The organism is Microbacterium radiodurans, assembly GCF_008710705.1.
Classification (GTDB): Bacteria; Actinomycetota; Actinomycetes; order Actinomycetales; family Microbacteriaceae; genus Microbacterium; species Microbacterium radiodurans.
This window is the reverse complement of sequence record NZ_VYRZ01000001.1, coordinates 188,596-207,720: the sequence shown is the minus strand read 5'-3', so window position 1 is coordinate 207,720 and position 19,125 is coordinate 188,596. Positions and strand designations below refer to the sequence as shown.

At 68.2% G+C, this 19,125-nt stretch carries 14 protein-coding genes; 12 read left to right on the top strand and 2 right to left on the bottom strand.

Annotation, left to right across the window (positions count from 1 at the left end; translation table 11 throughout):
• Positions 1–6: 6 nt before the first annotated feature.
• From uxaC to F6B42_RS00960, 8 genes are all read left to right on the top strand, one after another.
• Entirely contained in the window at positions 7–1,425 is a 1,419-nt protein-coding gene (gene uxaC / locus F6B42_RS00995; protein ID WP_150417731.1) for a glucuronate isomerase, read from the top strand.
• Positions 1,422–2,855 carry a mannitol dehydrogenase family protein gene (locus F6B42_RS00990; RefSeq protein ID WP_150417730.1) on the top strand — a complete coding sequence of 478 codons (1,434 nt, stop codon included), beginning with the start codon at positions 1,422–1,424 and terminating at the stop codon, positions 2,853–2,855. The genes uxaC and F6B42_RS00990 overlap by 4 nt, the downstream gene beginning before the upstream one ends.
• The gene (locus F6B42_RS00985) at positions 2,852–3,679 is read left to right on the top strand and encodes an SDR family oxidoreductase (RefSeq protein ID WP_150417729.1); all 828 of its coding nucleotides are present in this window, start codon (positions 2,852–2,854) and stop codon (positions 3,677–3,679) included. Before F6B42_RS00990 ends, F6B42_RS00985 begins: the two co-directional genes overlap by 4 nt.
• Positions 3,676–5,352, top strand: a complete 1,677-nt coding sequence (locus tag F6B42_RS00980; protein WP_223878271.1) for an MFS transporter — start codon at positions 3,676–3,678, stop codon at positions 5,350–5,352. Before F6B42_RS00985 ends, F6B42_RS00980 begins: the two co-directional genes overlap by 4 nt.
• 76 nt (positions 5,353–5,428) lie before the next feature.
• Complete coding sequence (gene uidA / locus F6B42_RS00975) at positions 5,429–7,231, top strand: beta-glucuronidase (RefSeq protein WP_150417727.1); 1,803 nt, start codon at positions 5,429–5,431, stop codon at positions 7,229–7,231.
• Positions 7,232–7,310: 79 nt separating this feature from the next.
• Positions 7,311–9,515: a malate synthase G gene (locus tag F6B42_RS00970; RefSeq protein ID WP_150417726.1), complete on the top strand. Its 2,205-nt coding sequence runs from the start codon at positions 7,311–7,313 to the stop codon at positions 9,513–9,515.
• On the top strand, positions 9,512–10,348 hold the full coding sequence (locus tag F6B42_RS00965; protein WP_150417725.1) for a fumarylacetoacetate hydrolase family protein: 837 nt from the start codon (positions 9,512–9,514) through the stop codon (positions 10,346–10,348). The genes F6B42_RS00970 and F6B42_RS00965 overlap by 4 nt, the downstream gene beginning before the upstream one ends.
• Positions 10,345–11,295, top strand: a complete 951-nt coding sequence (locus F6B42_RS00960) for a DUF4862 family protein (protein WP_150417724.1) — start codon at positions 10,345–10,347, stop codon at positions 11,293–11,295. The genes F6B42_RS00965 and F6B42_RS00960 overlap by 4 nt, the downstream gene beginning before the upstream one ends.
• 32 nt (positions 11,296–11,327) lie before the next feature.
• Here F6B42_RS00960 and F6B42_RS00955 read toward each other — a convergent pair whose 3' ends face one another.
• Positions 11,328–12,434 (bottom strand): mandelate racemase/muconate lactonizing enzyme family protein, encoded by a 1,107-nt coding sequence (locus F6B42_RS00955; RefSeq protein WP_150417723.1) that lies wholly within the window; start codon positions 12,432–12,434, stop codon positions 11,328–11,330.
• 188 nt (positions 12,435–12,622) lie between these two features.
• Between F6B42_RS00955 and F6B42_RS00950 the strand changes: the two genes are divergently transcribed.
• Positions 12,623–14,164, top strand: a complete 1,542-nt coding sequence (locus tag F6B42_RS00950; protein WP_150417722.1) for an ABC transporter substrate-binding protein — start codon at positions 12,623–12,625, stop codon at positions 14,162–14,164.
• 78 nt (positions 14,165–14,242) lie between these two features.
• Here F6B42_RS00950 and F6B42_RS00945 read toward each other — a convergent pair whose 3' ends face one another.
• Complete coding sequence (locus tag F6B42_RS00945) at positions 14,243–15,235, bottom strand: D-2-hydroxyacid dehydrogenase (protein WP_150417721.1); 993 nt, start codon at positions 15,233–15,235, stop codon at positions 14,243–14,245.
• A 271-nt stretch (positions 15,236–15,506) separates the two neighbouring features.
• Between F6B42_RS00945 and F6B42_RS00940 the strand changes: the two genes are divergently transcribed.
• Genes F6B42_RS00940 through F6B42_RS00930 form a run of 3 tightly spaced genes read left to right on the top strand, consistent with a single transcriptional unit; the run spans position 15,507 to position 19,110 of the window.
• Positions 15,507–16,448: an ABC transporter permease gene (locus F6B42_RS00940; RefSeq protein ID WP_150417720.1), complete on the top strand. Its 942-nt coding sequence runs from the start codon at positions 15,507–15,509 to the stop codon at positions 16,446–16,448.
• Complete coding sequence (locus tag F6B42_RS00935) at positions 16,445–18,247, top strand: dipeptide/oligopeptide/nickel ABC transporter permease/ATP-binding protein (RefSeq protein ID WP_223878270.1); 1,803 nt, start codon at positions 16,445–16,447, stop codon at positions 18,245–18,247. Before F6B42_RS00940 ends, F6B42_RS00935 begins: the two co-directional genes overlap by 4 nt.
• Positions 18,244–19,110: an ATP-binding cassette domain-containing protein gene (locus F6B42_RS00930; RefSeq protein WP_150417719.1), complete on the top strand. Its 867-nt coding sequence runs from the start codon at positions 18,244–18,246 to the stop codon at positions 19,108–19,110. Before F6B42_RS00935 ends, F6B42_RS00930 begins: the two co-directional genes overlap by 4 nt.
• Positions 19,111–19,125 lie beyond the last annotated feature (15 nt).

The following is a 19,125-nucleotide window of genomic DNA, read 5'->3' as shown; positions in this document are numbered from 1 at the left end:
ACGACGATGACACCCTCCTCACCGGTAGCGACGACGGTTCTGCATCCGGACCGACTGCTTCCCGCCGATGACGCGACCCGCGCCATCGCGCGCGATCTGTACGACTCCGTCGCCGATGCTCCCATCATCTCGCCGCACGGCCACGTTTCACCGGACCTGCTCCGCGAGGATCGGCCTTTCGCCGACCCCGCCGAACTGTTCATCGTCCACGACCACTATGTGACGCGCATCCTCCGTTCGGCGGGAGTGGATCTCGCGGACCTCGGAGCGGGGGGAGGCCCGTACGATCCCCGGGAGGTGTGGCGAGCGTTCGCCTCCCGGTGGGAGCTGTTCGCCGGCACTGCTTCGGGCTACTGGCTCCGCGACGAGTTCGTGGAGCTCTTCGGACTGCGCGAGGAGCCCTCGGCGGATCGAGCCGATGCTCACTTCGACGCCATCTCCGGACAGCTCCGCCTCGCGGAGTACCGTCCCCGTGCGCTGTTCGAGCGCTTCGCGATAGATGTCCTCGCGACCACCGATGACCCGCTCGACGATCTGTCCGCGCACCGGGAGCTCGCTGCCGATGCGACACTTCGCGGCCGCGTGCTCCCGACTTTCCGTCCGGATGCCTATCTCGATCCGCAGGCGCCGTCGTTCGTGTCGCGTACGGAGGCGCTGGCGGCTTGGTCGGGTTCCCCCGTGGCCGACTACGACGCCTACCTGGACGGACTCCGAGCGCGACGCGAGTACTTCATCGCGCACGGCGCCGTCTCCGCCGACCATGGGGTGCGACAGCCGTTCACCGTCGAGCTCGAGCACGATGAGGCAGCTCGTCTGTACCGTCGCGCCGTGTCCGGCCGCCTCTCCGAGGACGAGGCGGAAGTGTTCGCCGGACACATGCTGCTCATGTCCGCGGAGATGAGCGTGCGGGACGGTCTCGTGATGACGGTGCACCCCGGCGTGCTCCGGAACCACTCCACCGAGACGTTCGCGGCGTACGGCCCCGACACGGGCCACGACATCCCCGTGGCGACCGAGTACACCCGAGCCCTGCGTCCGCTGCTGCAGCGCTTCGGGACGGCGGCGGATTTCCACCTCATCCTGTTCACCGTGGACGAGACGGTGTACAGCCGTGAGATCGCCCCGCTCGCCGGCTTCTATCCGAGCGTCTTCATCGGCGCCCCGTGGTGGTTCCTGGACGCGCCCGATGCGATCCAGCGGTTCCGTTCGGCCACGACGGAGACAGCCGGCTTCTACAACGGGTCGGGATTCATCGACGACACGCGAGCGTTCCTGTCGATCCCCGCCCGACACGACGCGGCGCGCCGCTCCGACGCGGGCTTCCTCGCCCGGTACGTGCGCGAGGGTCGCCTCAGTATCCGGCAGGCGGAGCGCATCGCGCTCGATCTCGTCGACGCGATCCCGCGACGGGCCTTCAAGCTGTGAGTGGCACCGCACCGGCCGACGTCGCCGAAGCAACCCGGCTCGACCGAACCGCCTACGCGGTCGACCGGGGAGCCGCCGCCGACCGGGCGCCCGTCCGCATCGTGCACCTCGGTTTGGGAGCGTTCGCGCGGGCTCATCAAGCGTGGTACACCGCTGAGGTCGACGATGCGAACGAGTGGGGCATCGCCGCCTTCACCGGTCGCACAGCGGCGGTGGCCGACCTGCTCAGCCCTCAGGACGGACTGTTCACCCTCGTCGAGCGGGGGCCCGACGGTGATCGCTCGACCGTCGTGACGAGCATCAGCGAGGTCATTTCCGGAGACCGCGTCGACCTCTGGGACGAACGCATCGCCGCCGAGAGCACGGCGGTCGTCACGCTGACCGTCACCGAGTCGGGATATCGCCTGCTCCCCGATGGATCCCCGGATCCCGGCGACGAGATCGTCGCGGCGGACATCCTCGCTCTGCGATCCGCGAACGGCGGACAGGTCCCCGTGAGCCCGCTCGCGCGACTCGTCCGTGGGCTCGCCGCCCGACGACGAGTGGGAAGCGGCGCGATCGCCGTGGTCCCCTGCGACAACATCCCCGGCAACGGCGAATACGTACGGACCGGAACCCTCGCCTTCGCGAGAGCGTGGGACACGCATCTCGCGGATTGGATCGAGACCTTCGTGTCGTTCGTGTCGACCTCGGTGGACCGGATCACGCCGCGGACGACCGCCGACGACGTGCGGGCCGTCGCGGCCCGGACCGGGTGGCACGACGCTGCGCCGGTCATCACGGAGCCGTATTCGAGCTGGACGCTCTGCGGAGATTTCCCGGCAGGGCGGCCCGCATGGGAACGAGCGGGCGCGGTCTTCACGGACGACATCGCGCCGTTCGAGAGCCGCAAGCTCTGGCTGCTCAACGGAGCGCACACGCTTCTCGCGCACGCCGGTCAGCTCCGCGGTCATGGCACGGTCGCGGATGCGATCGCCGACCCCGGGTGCGCCGGCGCCGTGGAGCGGTTCTGGGACGAAGCGTGCGCGCACCTTCCGAGTCATCTCGATCTCCCCCGCTACCGCTCGGCGCTCCTGCAGCGCTTCGGCAACAGCCGCATAGCGCACGATCTCGCACAGATCGAGGCGGAGAGCGTGACGAAGCTCCGGGTGCGGATCGCGCCCGTCGCGCTCGCCGAGCTGCGGGCGGGCCGGACGGCTGCCGCGTGCGCGGACGTCTTCGCCGCGTGGGTGCGCCGGGTCCTCGCGGGGCATTCGATGACCGATGCCCGCGGGGACGACGTGGCGGCTGCCCGGTCCCATGACGACGGCTGCGCCGCTCTGGTCGCCGTCGTGGACCCTCGCCTCGGCGCCGATCCCTCATTCGTCTCCCGCGTACGGGATGCCGCCCAGAACCCGCCTGCCGAGAACGGCCCGAGGAGGACATCGTGAACATCACATCGGAGACCGTCGCGGTCATCACGGGCGGAGCCAGCGGCATCGGTCTCGGTCTGGCAGAGGCGGTCGTCGACCGCGGCGGCAGCGTCGTCGTCTCCGACATCCGTCACGATGCCCTCCCCGCAGCTCTCGAGCACCTGAACGGACGCGGCGCCCCGGGGAGGGCGATCGGCGTGCGCGCCGATGTGTCCGAGGCTGCCGACGTCGACGCCCTCGCCTCGTCGACCATGGAGGCGTTCGGTCGAGTGGATCTCGTGTGCAACAACGCGGGACTCGTCTCTCCGGCGATGCCCGCATGGGAACAAGAGCCGGCGACGTGGGATCGCATGATCCGGGTCAAGGTCATGGGCGTGATCCACGGCATCCGCTCGTTCGTTCCGCACCTCGTGGCACAGGGGTCCGGCCACGTGCTCAACACCGCGTCGTCCGCCGGACTGGCACCACTGGCCGGCCGGTCCCCGTACACGACCACCATGCACGCCGTCGTCGGGCTCACCGAGACGCTCGACATCGAACTGAGAGCGATCTCCGGGGCGCTGGGGGCGACCGTCCTGTGTCCGGGGCTCGTCGACACGCCGCTGGGAGCGAACTCGGCCACCCTCGGAGCGATCTCCGCGCCATCGGGACCCCCCGTCGACATGCGCTCCCTTCGGCCCGACATCCTCTCCCCGCGCCAGGTGGCCGACGCCGCGCTGGAAGCCGTTGCGGCGGGTCGCGTGCACGTCGCGCCCGGGGGCGATGTTGCCGAGAGGGCTCAGGCCCGTGTGGACCTGCTGCTGCGGGACATCATCGGTCGCGCGCCGGCGGACCGAGGGTGACCGTGCCCGTCGACAGTCCATCGCCCGCCATCGCCGGAGCACGCCCCCCGATCGGACGAACACTCTTCGGCCTCCTCAGCGGTCTCCTCGTCGCTATGCTCGCGACCTCCATCGTGTCGACCTCGCTGCCGCGCGTCGTGCAGGACCTGAACGGGTCGCAGACGGCTTTCACGTGGATCGTCACCGCCACGCTGCTGGCGATCACCGTGAGCACTCCGATCTGGGGCAAGCTCGGAGACCTGCTCAGTCGCCGAGCGCTCGTCCTCGCGGCGCTGATCTTCTTCATCGCCGGCTCGGTCACGGCGGCGGCCGCCCCCGAGGCGCTGACCCTGATCGCCGGCCGGGCAGTTCAGGGCATCGGGGCGGGCGGGCTTCTGTCGCTGATCCAGATCGTTCTGGCTGACATCATCAGTCCCCGCGAGCGCGGCAAGTACATGGGTCTTCTCGGCGCGGTCACTGCCGCCGGCACCATCGCCGGTCCGCTCGTCGGCGGGCTCGTGACGGATCTCTTCGGGTGGCGATGGAACTTCGTCGGGTCCGGTGTCATCGCTCTCGGCTCGCTGGTTGTCGTCGCGCTCACCCTCCCCGCGACGCGCGGCACCCGGCATCGGTCCGTCGACTACCTCGGTGCCGCACTCATCACTCTGGGGATATCCGGGCTGCTCATCTGGGTCTCGTTCGGCGGCGTCCACTTCCCCTGGCTGTCGATCACCAGTGCGGTCCTGCTCGCCGGCACGATCGTCACCCTCGCATCGGCCGCTTGGGTCGAGTCGCGTGCCCGCGAGCCCATCATCCCGCTGAGTCTGTTCCGCAACCGCGCCTTCGTCCTGGCCGTGTGCGCGAGCGTCGCCGTCGGTGTGGCGACGTACGGCGTCGCGATATTCATGAGCCAGTACCTGCAGGTGGCCCGCGACGCCAGCGCGACCGATTCGAGCCTCATCACGATGCCGCAGCTCATCGCGGTCACCGTGGCGTCGACGGTCGTCGGTGCGCTCGTGAGCCGGTTCGGTCACTGGAAGCGGTGGATGGTCGTCGGCGCGTCATGCCAGGCCCTCGGCCTGGCTCTGCTGGGCACCATCACGATCGCGACCCCTGTTCCCCTGCTGTGGGGGTATCTCGTGCTCGTCGGGATCGGCATCGGGAGCGTGATGCAGAACCTCATCCTCGTGGCCGAGAACAGCGTTCACCCTGGACAGCTGGGCGTGGCCACCGCGAGCATCACGTTCTTCCGAACCCTCGGCGGGACCGTCGGGGTGGCCGCGCTCGGCGCCATGGTCGCGTGGCGTGTCTCGGCTCTCGCTCCGGTTGTGGCCCGTGAGGCAGGGGTGAGCCTCGATGGAGCAGACCCGACGTCCGGGGGTGACGGCGCCGCGCTGCCGGCTGCCGTGCAGGCTGTCGTGGCGCAGTCGTATGCGCGCGGCGTCGGAGACGCCTACCTCGTCTGCGCGGGCCTCGCGGCGCTGGCCGTCGTATGCATCGCATGCCTGCCGCCGGTCGCGCTCAGCACGAAGACGCGAGGCGAACGGATCGCAGACGCCGAGCGCGAGGCGGCCATCGGTCTGGCCGGGGGAGTCGTCGACTCGACATCGCCGGCTGAGCTCGCGCAGCCGGATACCGGCTCCGGAGACGGGCCGCGCGACGTCCGTGATGGAAACCGGTTGCCAAAACCATGACCGAATGCTTTGATGACACGGAGGCCGGCACCGGACTGATCGGCTGCCGACCTCGACGAGAACCAGGAGACGTAACATGCTGAAACCGCAGGCCGGCGCCACGCGCGAGATCGCCAATCTGGACGGGATCTGGCGCTTCGCGCTGGATCACGCTGACGACACCACCCCGTGGGAGCGTGCGTTGCGCGGCTCGCTGGACGTCGCTGTCCCTGCCAGCTACAACGATCAGTTCGTCGATCCGGCGATCCGCAATCACGTCGGGTGGGTCTGGTACCAGCGCTTCGTCGATGTGCCGCGGCCATGGGTCGACGGCCGAATCGTCCTGCGGTTCGACGCGGCGACGCACGAGGGTCGCGTCTACGTGAACGACACCTTCGTCGGCGAGCACATCGGCGGATACACGCCCTTCGAGTTCGATGTCACCGACCTGGTCGAGCCCGGGGCGCGTTTCCGACTCACCGTCGGCGTGAACAACGAGCTGACCGAGCACACCGTGCCGCCCGGGCACATCTTCGACCTCCCCGACGGGCGCCGCAAGCAGCAGTACCACCACGACTTCTTCAACTACGCCGGACTCGCCCGGTCGGTATCGCTGCTGCACGTCCCCGACCTGCGGGTGGCGGACGTGACCGTGGTGACGTCGATCGAGAACACCGCCGGCGTGGTCGACGTCGCCCTCGAGACCACGGGGTCCGCGGACATCCGCCTGGTGCTGCGGGACGAGGATGACGCTGTCGTTGCGGAGGGGTCGGGAACGACGGCCCGACTCCGGGTACCGGACGCCAACCTGTGGCGCGCCGGGGCGGCGTACCTCTATGTCCTCGAGATCACGGTTCTCGATCCTGCCGGCGGTGAGGTGGCCGACGTCTACACGGTGAACGTGGGCATCCGAACGGTCGAGGTGCGCGGAACACAGTTCCTGCTGAACGGCGAACCGTTCTACTTCACGGGCTTCGGCAAGCACGAGGACACCGCGGTGCGCGGGAAGGGGCACGACGACGCCTACCTCGTCCACGACTTCCAGCTGCTGGACTGGATCGGCGCCAACTCCTTCCGAACCTCGCACTACCCGTACGCGGAGGAGGTGCTCGACTACGCCGACCGGCACGGGATCATCGTGATCGACGAGACCTCGGCGGTGGGCTTCAACCTCGGCGTCGCCGGGGGGATGACCCAGCGCAACCCGCCGCCCACGTTCTCGCCGGAGACGCTCGGGGAGAAGACCCAGGCGACTCATGCGCAGCACCTTCGGGAGCTCATCGCCCGAGACAAGAATCACCCGTCGGTCGTGATGTGGTGCATCGCCAACGAACCGGCGGGGCAGGAGGACGGGGCGCGGGAGTACTTCGCGCCCCTGACCGATCTGGCCCGAGAGTTGGATCCGACGCGCCCATTGACCTACACCGCGTGGCTGATGGCGAACGCGCAGAACGATCAGATCGCCGACCTCTTCGACGTCGTGGGCATCAACCGATACTTCGGCTGGTACATCGACCTCGCGGACCTGGTCTCGGCGGAGCAGAAGCTGCGGGCGGACATCGAAGCGTGGATCGAGCGTTTCCAGCGGCCGGTCTTCATGATGGAGTACGGCGCGGACACCCTTGCCGGGCTGCACGCCGTCGATGCGGCGCCCTGGTCCGAGGAATATCAGCAGGCGTACCTGGACATGCATCACCGGGTCTTCGACGACTACCCCGAGTTCGTCGGCGAACACGTCTGGAACTTCGCGGACTTCCGGACCGGTGCGGGGCTGCATCGCGTGGGCGGGAACAAGAAGGGCATCTTCACCCGCGACCGTCAGCCCAAAGCTGCAGCGCACACCCTCCGCGCTCGTTGGAGCGGGCTGAGCGGCCGGAAGCCCACGTCCGACGGGGTCTGACCGGCCGGTCACCTCACGACATCGAGGACGACATCGTCCACCTCACACCTGGCGCCCCGGGGCGCACGACGGGAGCATCATGATAACCACGCGATCACGGACGGAGCGTGCCGGCCTCGACGTCGGCACGCCTCTCGTCGACTTCATCGAGAACGAGGCGCTGGACGGGACGGGAATCGATGCCGGGACCTTCTGGGCCGGGCTCGCGGACATCCTGCGCGACCTGACGCCGATCAACGCCGAGCTGCTCGCCGAGCGCGACCGGCTCCAGACGCAGATCGACGATTATCATCGGCGCAATCCAGGGCGAGTGGATGCCGCCGACTATCGCCGGCACCTCGAGGCGATCGGGTACGTCCTCCCGCAGCCCGCCACGGTGCGGGTGCGGACGCAGGACGTCGACGCGGAGGTCGCCCGCGTCGCCGGCCCCCAGCTCGTCGTTCCGCTGTTGAACGCGCGGTTCGCGGTGAACGCCGCGAACGCGCGGTGGGGCTCTCTGTACGACGCGCTGTACGGCACGGACGCCATCTCTGAGCACGGGGCCCTGGCCCGCGGGAAGACGTACAACCCTGAACGGGGTGCCGCCGTCGTCGCCTTCGGGCGTCGTCTTCTGGACGACGTCGCGCCCCTCGAGTCGGGGTCTCACGCAGACGTCGATGCGTATCGCGTCGTGGACGGTGCTCTGCGCGCCGACTGCAGCGGTCGGGAACGCCTGCTGGCCGAGCCGGAACTGTTCGCCGGGTACACCGGGGACCCCCGGGAGCCGAAGTCCGTCCTCCTCGAGCACCACGGTCTGCACCTCGATATCATCGTCGACCGCGAGAGCCCGATCGGAGCGTCGGACCGGGCGGGTGTCGCCGACATCGTCCTCGAGTCGGCCGTGACGACGATCATGGACCTGGAGGATTCCGTGGCCGCGGTGGATGTCGATGACAAAGTCCTCGGCTATCGCAACTGGCTGGGATTGATGAGAGGAACGCTCAGCGCCGACGTCGAGAAGGGCGGGCGGACCTTCCGCCGCGTCCTTGCGGACGACCGGACGTACACAGCCGCGGACGGGCGCGCCATCGCCCTTCCCGGCCGTGCCCTGCTGTGGGTGCGCAATGTCGGGCACCTGATGACGACCGACGCCGTTCGCTGCGCGGACGGCTCCCCGGTGCCGGAAGGGATCCTCGATGCGGTCGTGACGGTTCTCGGGTCTCTCGCCGATCTCCGCGGCCCGGTTGCGGGACGGAACTCCCGAGAGGGCTCCGTGTATATCGTGAAGCCGAAGATGCACGGACCCGCTGAGGTCGCTTTCGCCGGCGAGCTGTTCGCCCGCGTCGAGGCGCTGTTCGGGCTCCCGCACGCCACGATCAAGATCGGGATCATGGATGAGGAGCGTCGCACTTCGGTCAATCTCGCGGCATGCATCCACGCCGTGGACGACCGCGTCGCCTTCATCAACACGGGTTTCCTCGATCGCACCGGCGATGAGATCCACACCTCGATGCACGCCGGCGTGATGATTGCCAAGGGACGCATGCGCGACGCGGTCTGGCTTCGCGCTTACGAGGAGTCGAACGTCGCCGTCGGCACCGGAGCGGGGCTCCGCGGCCGAGGCCAGATCGGCAAGGGCATGTGGGCGATGCCGGATCTCATGCGAGACATGCTGGAGCAGAAGGGCGCGCAGCTGCGCGCCGGCGCGACGACCGCCTGGGTGCCGTCCCCGACGGCCGCGACACTGCACGCCCTGCACTACCACGACGTCGACGGAGTGGAGGTGGCGGACGCGCTCGCGGACCGGCCGGCCCCGAAGCAGCAGGATCTGCTGACGCCCCCGCTCGCAGCGGGCGACCTCGACCGCGACACGGTCCGGCGCGAACTCGACAACAGTGTCCAGTCGATTCTCGGGTATGTCGTCCGGTGGGTGGATCAGGGCATCGGATGCTCGAAGGTCCCGGACATCCACGGCGTCGCGCTGATGGAGGACCGTGCCACGCTGCGCATCTCGAGCCAGCTTCTGGCGAACTGGCTGCTTCACGGCGTCATCAGCGAGGCCGACGTCGATGACAGCCTTCGCCGACTGTCCCTCGTCGTCGACGAGCAGAACGCGGCCGACCCGCTCTACACCCCGCTCAGCGGCGGCGCGGGGGGCGGGCTCGCCCTGAGCGCGGCGCGGCGGCTGATCTTCGAGGGCGCCCGGCAGCCGAACGGCTACACCGAACCGCTTCTGCACGAGATGCGACGCGCGAAGAAGTCGGAGGAACGCCGGGCGGATGTGCGCATCGGCGGGAGCCGATGAGGTTCGTGCGCTTCGAGTACGGCGAGGGGAGCTCGTGGGGCATTCTGGACGCGGATGCCGTCACTCCGCTCGCCGGGGACCCGACAACGGGTACGGTGACGACGGCGGGGACGGCCATACCGCGAGCGGACGTGCGCCTGATCGCTCCGGTGATGCCGTCCAAGATCGTCTGCGTCGGACGCAACTACCGCTCGCACGTCGGCGAGATGGGCTGGAGCCCGGACCTCGGTCCTGTGCTGTTCCTCAAGCCGCCGTCGGCGGTGGTGGGCAGTGGCGCGTCGATCGAGCTCCCGGAGGAGAGCGACCTCATCGAACCGGAGCCCGAACTGGGAGTGGTCATCGGCCGTCGAGCGCGGAATGTCGCGGCATCCCGTGCGCTCTCGCATGTCTTCGGATACGTGCTGGCCAACGACGTCTCCGCCCGTGATCTGATGTCCGCCGACGGGCAGTGGACGCGAGCCAAGGGGTACGACACCTTCTGCCCCGTCGGCCCGTGGATCGAGACCGATCTCGACCCCGCCGACCAGAACATCGTGATGAGCGTCGACGGGGTGGAGGTGACGAATGAAAGCGTGCGGACGATGAGGTTGGGCATCGCCGAGATCATCGAGATGGCGTCGGCCGTCTTCACGCTCGAGCCGGGAGATCTGATCCTGACGGGCAGCCCGGCGGGGCGGGCAGCTCTGCGCGCAGGCAACGTCGTCCGCATATCGATGGCAGCCCTGGGCGTGCTGGAGAACGACGTCGTCGCGCTCGCGCGCACGGAGCCCGTCGGGGCCGGCCGTCATCTGCGGCGAGCTTCGACCGAAGACCCGGGTGGTTCGGCACGATGACCGAACGCATCGTCTCCGCGTACGCCGCCGCGGCGCGTGAGCTGGCCGACGACCACCGGGCGGAGGCCCGGTGGTACGAAGCGCTGCGCGCCGATCCCCTCGTCGACGGACTCGAGCTGTCGTACACGAACGGCCTGCACCCCGAGGGAAGCGGACGGCTCGCCGCCCTTCTCGATCCCGACTGGTCGGTGGTGGTCACCGCGATCCGACGCACGCTCGGCGCGGGACACCGCTATCCCGCGTACGGGCTCGCCTCCGCCGACGACGCCGGCCGCCGAGCCGCGGTCGCGGACGTCGCCGCGATGCGGCAGCACATCCGGGAGCTCGAAAGACCTGTGCTGGCGGTCGAACTCCATTCCGCACCGAACCGTGGACGTGCGCGGTCCACGACCGGCGACCTCGAGCGGTCCCTGGAGGAGATCGTGTCGTGGGATTGGGGCGGAAGCCGTCTCATCGTGGAGCACTGCGACGCATTCCGATCCTCCGGCGAGGTGCAGAAGGGCTACCTGTCGTTGGCGGAGGAGATGGATGCGATGGCCGCGGTGTCCGCGCGGTTCGGGTCGGAGCTCAGGATCGCGCTGAACTGGGGCCGGTCCGCCATCGAGGCCGCGGCCCCCGAGGGAGCTGAGCACCATCTCGATCTTGCCCTCGACGCCGGGCTGCTGGGCGCGTATTTCTTCTCGGGCGCGGCGGCCGTGGAAAGCGCCTACGGCGGTCCGTGGCGCGATGTTCATCTGCCCCTCGATGTCGACGAGCCGACGTCGCTGCTCACCACGGCGCGGGTGGCGAGCGCCGTCCGGCGGCTGCCCCGTGACCTCGCGTACGTCGGCGTCAAGACGACAGCGCACCCCGAGCGGAGGGGGATCGACCGCCTCGAGGAGACCTTGCGGCTCCTGGCGGTGGTCGATCGGTGCATGCGAGGCGCGGGTCCCGATCACAGTAGTTGAGGGCGCTCGCCGCCGTCGGCGGCGAGCGCCGCTCAGCGAGTCGAAGCCGTGTCGGTGACCGCGTGATCGGCTGCCTCCAGGAATTCCGGGAGGATCTCCACGCCCCAACCGGGTGCGGTGCCCAACTCGACATGACCATCGATGACCTCGGGCATCGGGGAATAGATCCCCTGGAAGTACGGGAACGCTTCGATTCCCCACTCCTGGTGGCCGGTGGCGGCCGGCTGGGATGCGGCGAGGTGCAGGTTGAACACCTGGATCAGCGAGGGGTTCGCGCTGTGCGGGGCGGCTGCGATGCCCGCAGCCTCCGCCATCTGCAACACCTTACGGGCGCGGGCGAGGCCACCCACGTATCCGATATCGGGCTGGATGATGTCGACGGTCCGGGTCTGGGTCATCCGGTGGAATTGCGGCAGCGATGTCTCCTGCTCGCCGGCGGCGACCGGGATGTCCAGGACGGATGCAACGTGCGCCGTCGACTCGAGGTCGGTGTACGCGCACGGCTCCTCGAAATGTCCGTACCCGTTGTCCTCGAGCAGGCGCCCGACGCGGATGGCCTCGGGCGCCGAATAGCCGCCGTTCGCATCGGCGTGGATCACGACGTCAGGACCGAGGGCGTCCCGGACGGTGGTGATCATCGATGAGGTGCGCCCTTGCCAGACATCGGCGTCCCTGCCCATGACCGTACCGATGCGCAGCTTGAAGGCGCGGAATCCGTGCGACTCGCGCAACGCGAGCATGCGATCCGCCTCGGCCTCCGGCGTCGTCTTCCGGCTCATCGACGAGCCGTACACCGGTATCCTCGTGCGCACCGCACCGCCGAGGAGCTGATAGACGGGTCGATTCACGGACTTCGCGAGGAGGTCGTATATCGCCGAGTCGATCCCGCACAGTGCGCGCCAGAGGATCGAGCCGTAGACCTTGTGGACCTTGAGAGTGAACCGATCCACGAGGGCTTCCCAGTCCCAGGGATCCGAGCCGATGAAGTACGGCGCGACGTACGAATGGAGCATGGCCGTGGAGATGTCGGCGTAGTACGGTGCGGTCTGTCCCCATCCTTCATGACCGTCGTCGGTGCGCACTCGCACCACGGACAGTAGTGGCCCGCGCGAGTACGTCTCCACGTGCGTGATCTTCACCGGTTCTCCTCGAGTCGCTTAGCGGCCTGGTTCTGATGAGCAGGGTAACGAATCGGCAACCGGTTGTCATTTCCGTCGCGGATGTCTAGTCAATCGGTTGCCACACGCGTATGGTGATCGTGCACCAGTCATCCGGCACCCGGCGCCGGAGCCACCAACGAAGGAGTTCGGTTGTGCACACGCCATTCATGAAACGTACGCGCAGGGCCATCGCGGCCGCCGCAGCGGTCACGGTCGCGATCGGGCTCGCGGGATGCGCCGCCGGCGCGGAGCCGACCACGCAGTCCGGCGACGGGGCCGACAGCACGGCCACGCTCAGTCTTGCGGTGCAGAGCCCACCGCGTTCCCTGGACCCCGTCGATCTCGATGCGGGGCAGCAGGCCTTCGTCTGGTCGTCGATCTACGACACCCTCCTCTACCGCGACAACGAGGGCGTCATCCAGCCGAACGCGGCATCCGCGTGGGAATGGAGCGAGGACGGTCTGACCCTCACCTTCACGATCCGCGAGGACATGACCTTCAGCAACGGCGACCCCGTGGATGCCGGGGCAGTGAAGGCGACCCTCGACCGCAACAAGGAGCGCACGGGTCAGCAGCAGGAGAAGATGCAGTACGTCACCGCCGTCGAGGCTCCCGACGCGCAGACCGTGGTGCTGACCTTCTCCACCCACGACCCCGCGTTCCTCTTCAACATGACGCAGGACGGGGGCGCGATCGCCCATCCCGCAACCGTCGACGACGAGCGCACTACGACGAATCCCATCGGCTCGGGCCCGTACACGCTGAACACCGAGCGGAGCGTCAACGGCTCGAGCTACGTTCTCGAGCGGCGTGCGGACTACTGGAACGTCGACCAGTATCCGTTCCAGACGTTCACGGTGAAGGTGCTGCAGGATCAGACGGCTCAGGTGAACGCGCTGCGGTCCGGACAGGTCGACGTCGCCAGCGTCCCGGCCAATCAGGTGAGCAGTGTCGAGGGCAACGGGATCTACACGCAGTTCGTGCCCGCGATCTCCGGAGCCTTCATCAACCTCGCCGATCGCGGCGGCGTCAAGGAGCCGGCTCTCGCCGATGTTCGCGTGCGTCAGGCGATCAACTACGCCCTGCCTCGCGAGCAGATGGTCGAGCAGCTGCTGTTCGGGGCCGGGCAGGCGACCGATCAGCTCTTCAATGCCAAGGGGAGCGCGTACCTCGAAGAGCTCGAGGGCTACTACGACTACGACGTCGACAAGGCGCGGGAGCTTCTCGACGAGGCGGGCTATGCGGACGGCTTCACACTGACGATGCCGAGTTCGCCGGTGTCGTTGAACTTCGAGCCCACCATCAGTCAGGCGCTGGCCGATGTCGGGATCACCGTCGTCTGGGATGCGGTGCCGGCCGGGAGCGCGAACGCCGCCGTAGCGACGGGGCAGTATCCGGCGTTCTTCGCGACGTCGGCTGCCGTGCCGCCGGAGCGCGAGACGGTTCGTCAGCTGCAGAGCGCCGCGCAGAACCCGTTCACGTGGAACGATCCCGAGCTCGACGAGCTGATCGCCGCCGCCAACAGCGAGCTGGACGACGACAAGCGAGCTGTGATCTACCAGGACATCAACCGCTGGGTGACCGAGAACGCCCTCTTCGCTCCGCTGTTCTACCTGGGAACCACCCTCGGCATCAAGGACGGCATCGAGCGGCTCGGCGACGGGACCACTCCCTTCTCGACCGTGCGACTCTACGGCGTCGCGGGCTGACCGCCGCAGACGTGCTGACAGACGCGCGGCCCGCTTCTCACGAAGCGGGCCGCGCGTCTGTCGTCGAGGTGTGCGAACTCAGCGCGAGAACCGATCCTCCGGACGCAGCTGATTCAGCATCGGTCGGCCGGCTCGATAGCGGCGGACATTCTCCACGATGATGTCCACGGAGCGCTGCGTCCGGTCGGCGAGCTTCGGAGACACGTGGGGCGTGATGATGACGTTCGGAAGGTCCCAGAGGGGAGACTCCGGCGGCAGCGGTTCGGGATGGGTGACATCCAGCCCGGCACCCGCGATCTGATGCGTCGTGAGTGCACGAAAGAGCGCGTCGTGATCGACGATCTGGCCGCGGGCGACGTTGATGAGGGTGGCCGACGGCTTCATCGCGCCGATCCGGTGCGCATCGAAGAGGTGAAACGTCTCGTCGGTGAGGGGCGCGGCGATCATGATGACGTCGGATCGTGGGATGAGATCCATGATGTCGTCCCCCGATTGCGCCACGAGCAGCTGGTCCACCAGGCCCTCCGGCACGTTCGCACTGCGGGTGTAGCCGATGGTGCGCATGCCGAATGCTCGAGCGAGCCGTGCGATCTCCCGCCCCGTGCTGCCGAGCCCCACCACTCCGAGCGTCTGACCGTGAAGGGCGAGCCGGTCGTGGTAGCCCGGAATGCCGCCCCATTCGTGGCGGGACTGCTTCTCCGCCAGCGCCCGTGCGTCGAATGCCAGACCCAGGGCGAAGAAGAAGGCATGCTGCGCCAGAGCCGGCGCCGAGCGCCCGGCCGACCCCGTGACGATCAGCCCCTTCTCGAACACCTCGGGTCGCGCCGAACGGGCCAGCCCTGCGCGGTCGCAGTGGACCCATCGCAGGAGAGGCGCTCTGAGGAATCTGTCATCCAGCTCCCAGACGTGAACAGCCACGTCCACGTGCTGGAGCGCCCGTTCGATCGCCGCAGCATCGTTCGGCCGCGTCACGATCACGTCGGCTGGGGCGAAGGCCGCCTCGAGTTGAGCGAGCTCATCAGCGGGGAAGGGAAGCGTGATGAGCACGCTCCGGATGTCTCTGTCTGCCATCGGCTGGCCTCTCTGCGGGGCCGGGGACCACGATGGTCAGTTCTCCCCACGACACGAGTATGGAGTCGGTCCCTCTGTTTGGCAACCGGTTGCAACTAGATCGGGCGCGTGGTTCACTAGGTGTGCGGTGGCAGACGCTGGCACCGACCCGATGACGAAGGAGTCGCTCCATGCTGAACTGTCCCGCTCGGCGGATCCGACCTGGGCATCGCTCCGGGCACCCGGGATCGCGCTGGCCCCACGACGTGGCCGTGCGGGCGGGGGAGCGGTCGTGATCGGCTATTCGCTCCGGCGCATCGCGAGCGGCGTCGTTCTCGCCATCCTCGTGACGTTCATCACCTACTGGCTGCTGAGCTTCTCGTTCGACGGGATCGCGGCGAACCTGCTCGGGGCAGCGGCCTCGCCGGAGGCGATCGAGGCGAAGAAGACCGAGCTGGGGCTGAACCGGCCGCTCATCCTTCAGTACGCCGACTGGATCTTCGGGGTGTTCCGCGGCGACTTCGGAATCTCCTACTTCACGAGCGAGCCGGTGGCACCCGCCGTGATCCAACGTCTCGGAGTGACGTTCTCGATCGTGCTGGTGGCTCTGGCGATCAGCACGATCCTCAGCGTCATCCTCGGTGTGCTGGCGGCGTCGCGCGCGGGTGCCGTCGATCGCGCGGCGCAGGGCGTCTCGCTCATCGGTCACCTGCTGCCGAACCTGCTCATCGCGATCGCGCTCGTCGTCGTCTTCGCCATCAACCTCCGCTGGTTCCCGGCGACGGGCTTCACGCCTTTCTCGGAGAGTCCGTCGGCATGGGCGGCGGCGATCACGATCCCGGTGATCGTGCTGGTCATCAACGGCGTGGCCAACATGTCCGCGCAGGTCCGCGGCACGATGATCGGCGAGCTGCAGAAGGATTACGTACGCGTCCTGCGGTCGCGCGGCATCCCCACCCGCGTCATCGTCTACAAGCATGCCTTGAGGAACGCGGCCTCGCCGGCCCTCGTCGTCCTGTCGCTCGAGGTGATCGGGATGTTCGGCGGCGCGATCATCATCGAGAACGTCTTCGCGCTGCCGGGCTTCGGGTCCTTCGCGTTCAACTCCTCGCTGCAGGGCGACCTTCCCGTCATCCTGGGGATCATCGTCTTCGGTGTCTCCCTGGTCGTATTCGTCAACCTCGTGACCGATCTGGTCAATGGCTGGCTCAACCCGAAGGCGAGAGTCCATTGAGTACCGACACCATCCTCATCGAAGCCGAATCCACGTCGAAGAGCCCGCGACGCGGTCCCTGGCGCCGCCTGCTCCGCGATTCGCAGGCAGTGCTGACGGGTGGGTTCCTGGTGCTGGCGTTCGCCGCGGGCGTCCTGGCGCCGCTGATCACCCAGCACGGCCCCAACGACTCGTCGTTGAGCGCGGTCAACGCCCCGGTGGGCACGGAGGGATACCTGCTCGGCGGCGATCAGAGCGGTCGCGATATCTTCGCGCGGCTGATCTACTCGATCAACACCGCCGCGATTTCCGGCCTGATCGGCGCAGGAGTGGCGATCGTGATCGGCATGACCGCAGGGCTCATCGGCGGGTACTTCGGCACGCGGCTGCGGGCCGGCATTGAATGGCTCTTCAGCTTGATCATGGCGTTCCCCGGCTTGCTGATCCTCATCGCGCTCATGCCCCTGACGGGAGGCGACTTCCGCGCGACGATGCTGATCTTCGGAATCCTCCTCTCCCCGGGCATCTACCGCATCGTCCGGAATGTGACCGTCGGTGTGAAGGGGGAGCTCTTCGTCGATGCGGCCCGCGTCTCCGGGGTGAGCACGATCCGGATTCTCCTGCGACACGTCATGCCCGTCGTGCGAGGACCGGTGATCATCGCGACCGCCTTCCTGATCGGCACCTCGATCGGTGTGCAGTCGGGCCTCGCCTTCCTGGGCCTCGGGTCAGCCGAGGAGCCCAGTTTCGGGGCGATGCTCTCGTCGGGGTTCCAGAACCTCTACGTTCATCCGCTGCAGTTCATCTGGCCGGCGGCGCTGTGGGGGTTGATGAGCGCGAGCCTGGTGCTCTTGGGCAATTCCCTCCGCGACGCTCTCGAAGGAGAACGGCCCCAGGCCGCCAAGCTGGGGACGAAGGCGACGAGACAGCGCCGCGCCGCGACCGGCGATCCCGCCAACATCGCCGCGGGGCAGTCGGACGTCGTCCTCGCCATTCGTGACCTCCGACTCGGGTACCCGAAACCCGATGGCGAGATGCGAGAGATTCTGAAGGGGGTCTCGCTCGAGCTGCGCGTAGGCGAGACCCTCGGCCTGGTCGGCGAGTCGGGCTCGGGCAAGACGCAGACGGCCTTCGCAGCCCTCGGCCTGCTCCCGCCGGCCGCACGGATCACAGCAGGGTCGATCCTTCTCGAGGGCCGCGAGATCCTCGATCTCAGCGAGAAGGATCTGCGCTCGCTGCGCGGCGGAACGATCGCCTATGTGCCTCAGGAGCCCATGTCGAGCTTGGATTCGACGTTCACCATCGGCTCGCAGCTGGTGGAAGGTATTCGCGCGACCACGTCCCGGAGCAAACGCGAAGCCCGGGCCTATGCTCTGCAGCTTCTCGCGCGCGTCGGCATTGCGGACCCCCGCGCGACCTTCGCGTCCTATCCCCATCAGATCTCCGGCGGAATGGCGCAGCGCGTGCTGATCGCGGCGGCGGTCGCAGGAAAGCCCAAGGTGCTCATCGCGGACGAGCCCACCACGGCGCTCGACGTCACCATCCAGGCCGAGATCCTCGATCTCCTCCGGGACCTCCAAGCGGAGATGGGCATGGCGATTCTGCTCGTCACCCACAACTTCGGAGTCGTCGCCGACATGTGCGATCGGATCGTGGTGATGCGTCAGGGCGAGATCGTCGAGTCGGGCGACGTGTTCACGGTCTTCCGTGATCCCGAACATCCCTACACCCGCAAGCTCTTGGACTCGATCCTCGATGACGACTTCGTCGAGATCGATGTTGAGGACCTCACGCCGACGACGAGCGGAACGCGCGCATGAACCACGGACTCCTGACCGTCGATGGACTGAAAGTATCGTTTCCCGGGCGTGGGTTCCGCGCGAAACCGACCGAAGTCCTGCACGGCGTGAATCTCCGGATCGACGCTGGGGAGGTGCTCGGGCTGGTCGGTGAATCCGGATCCGGGAAGACGACGATCGGACGCGCCGTCCTGGGCCTGGTGAAGGCATCGGGGGGCAGCATCCGGTTCCGCGACGAGGACATCACCCACGCGACGCCGAAGCGCCGCCGGGAACTCGCCCGCCAGATCCAGGTCATCTTCCAGGATCCGTACTCCTCGCTGAATCCGGCGCTCACCGTCGGTGACATCCTGAGCGAACCCCTGATCGTCCAGGGCGCAACGCCGCGGGATGCCCGAGCGAAGGTGGTCGGTCTCCTCGACCGCGTCGGCCTGCCGAAGGATGCCGCGGACCGGCTGCCGCGCGAGTTCAGCGGCGGTCAGCGCCAGCGAGTCGCGATCGCGCGTGCGCTGGCACCGGAGCCGGAACTGATCGTGTGCGATGAAGCCGTATCGGCTCTGGACCTGTCGACGCAGGCGATCGTGCTCGAACTGCTGCAGGATATCCAACGCAATACCGGCGTCGCGCTGCTCTTCATCTCGCACGACCTCGCCGTCGTGCGCCACGTCAGCGATCGAGTGGCGGTGATCTACAAGGGCGATATCGTCGAGGAAGGCCTCGCGGACGCGGTGACCTCGCGGCCGGAGCACCCCTACACCCGGCGACTGCTCTTCGCGTCTCCGGTGGCGGACCCGACGCTGCAACGCGAGCGCCGCGCGGCTCGCCGCCGCCTGCAAGAAGCCGGGCTGCTCGACACCAGGAGCTCGGCCACGATCTCCCTCTAGGAGCACCGCGGAAGG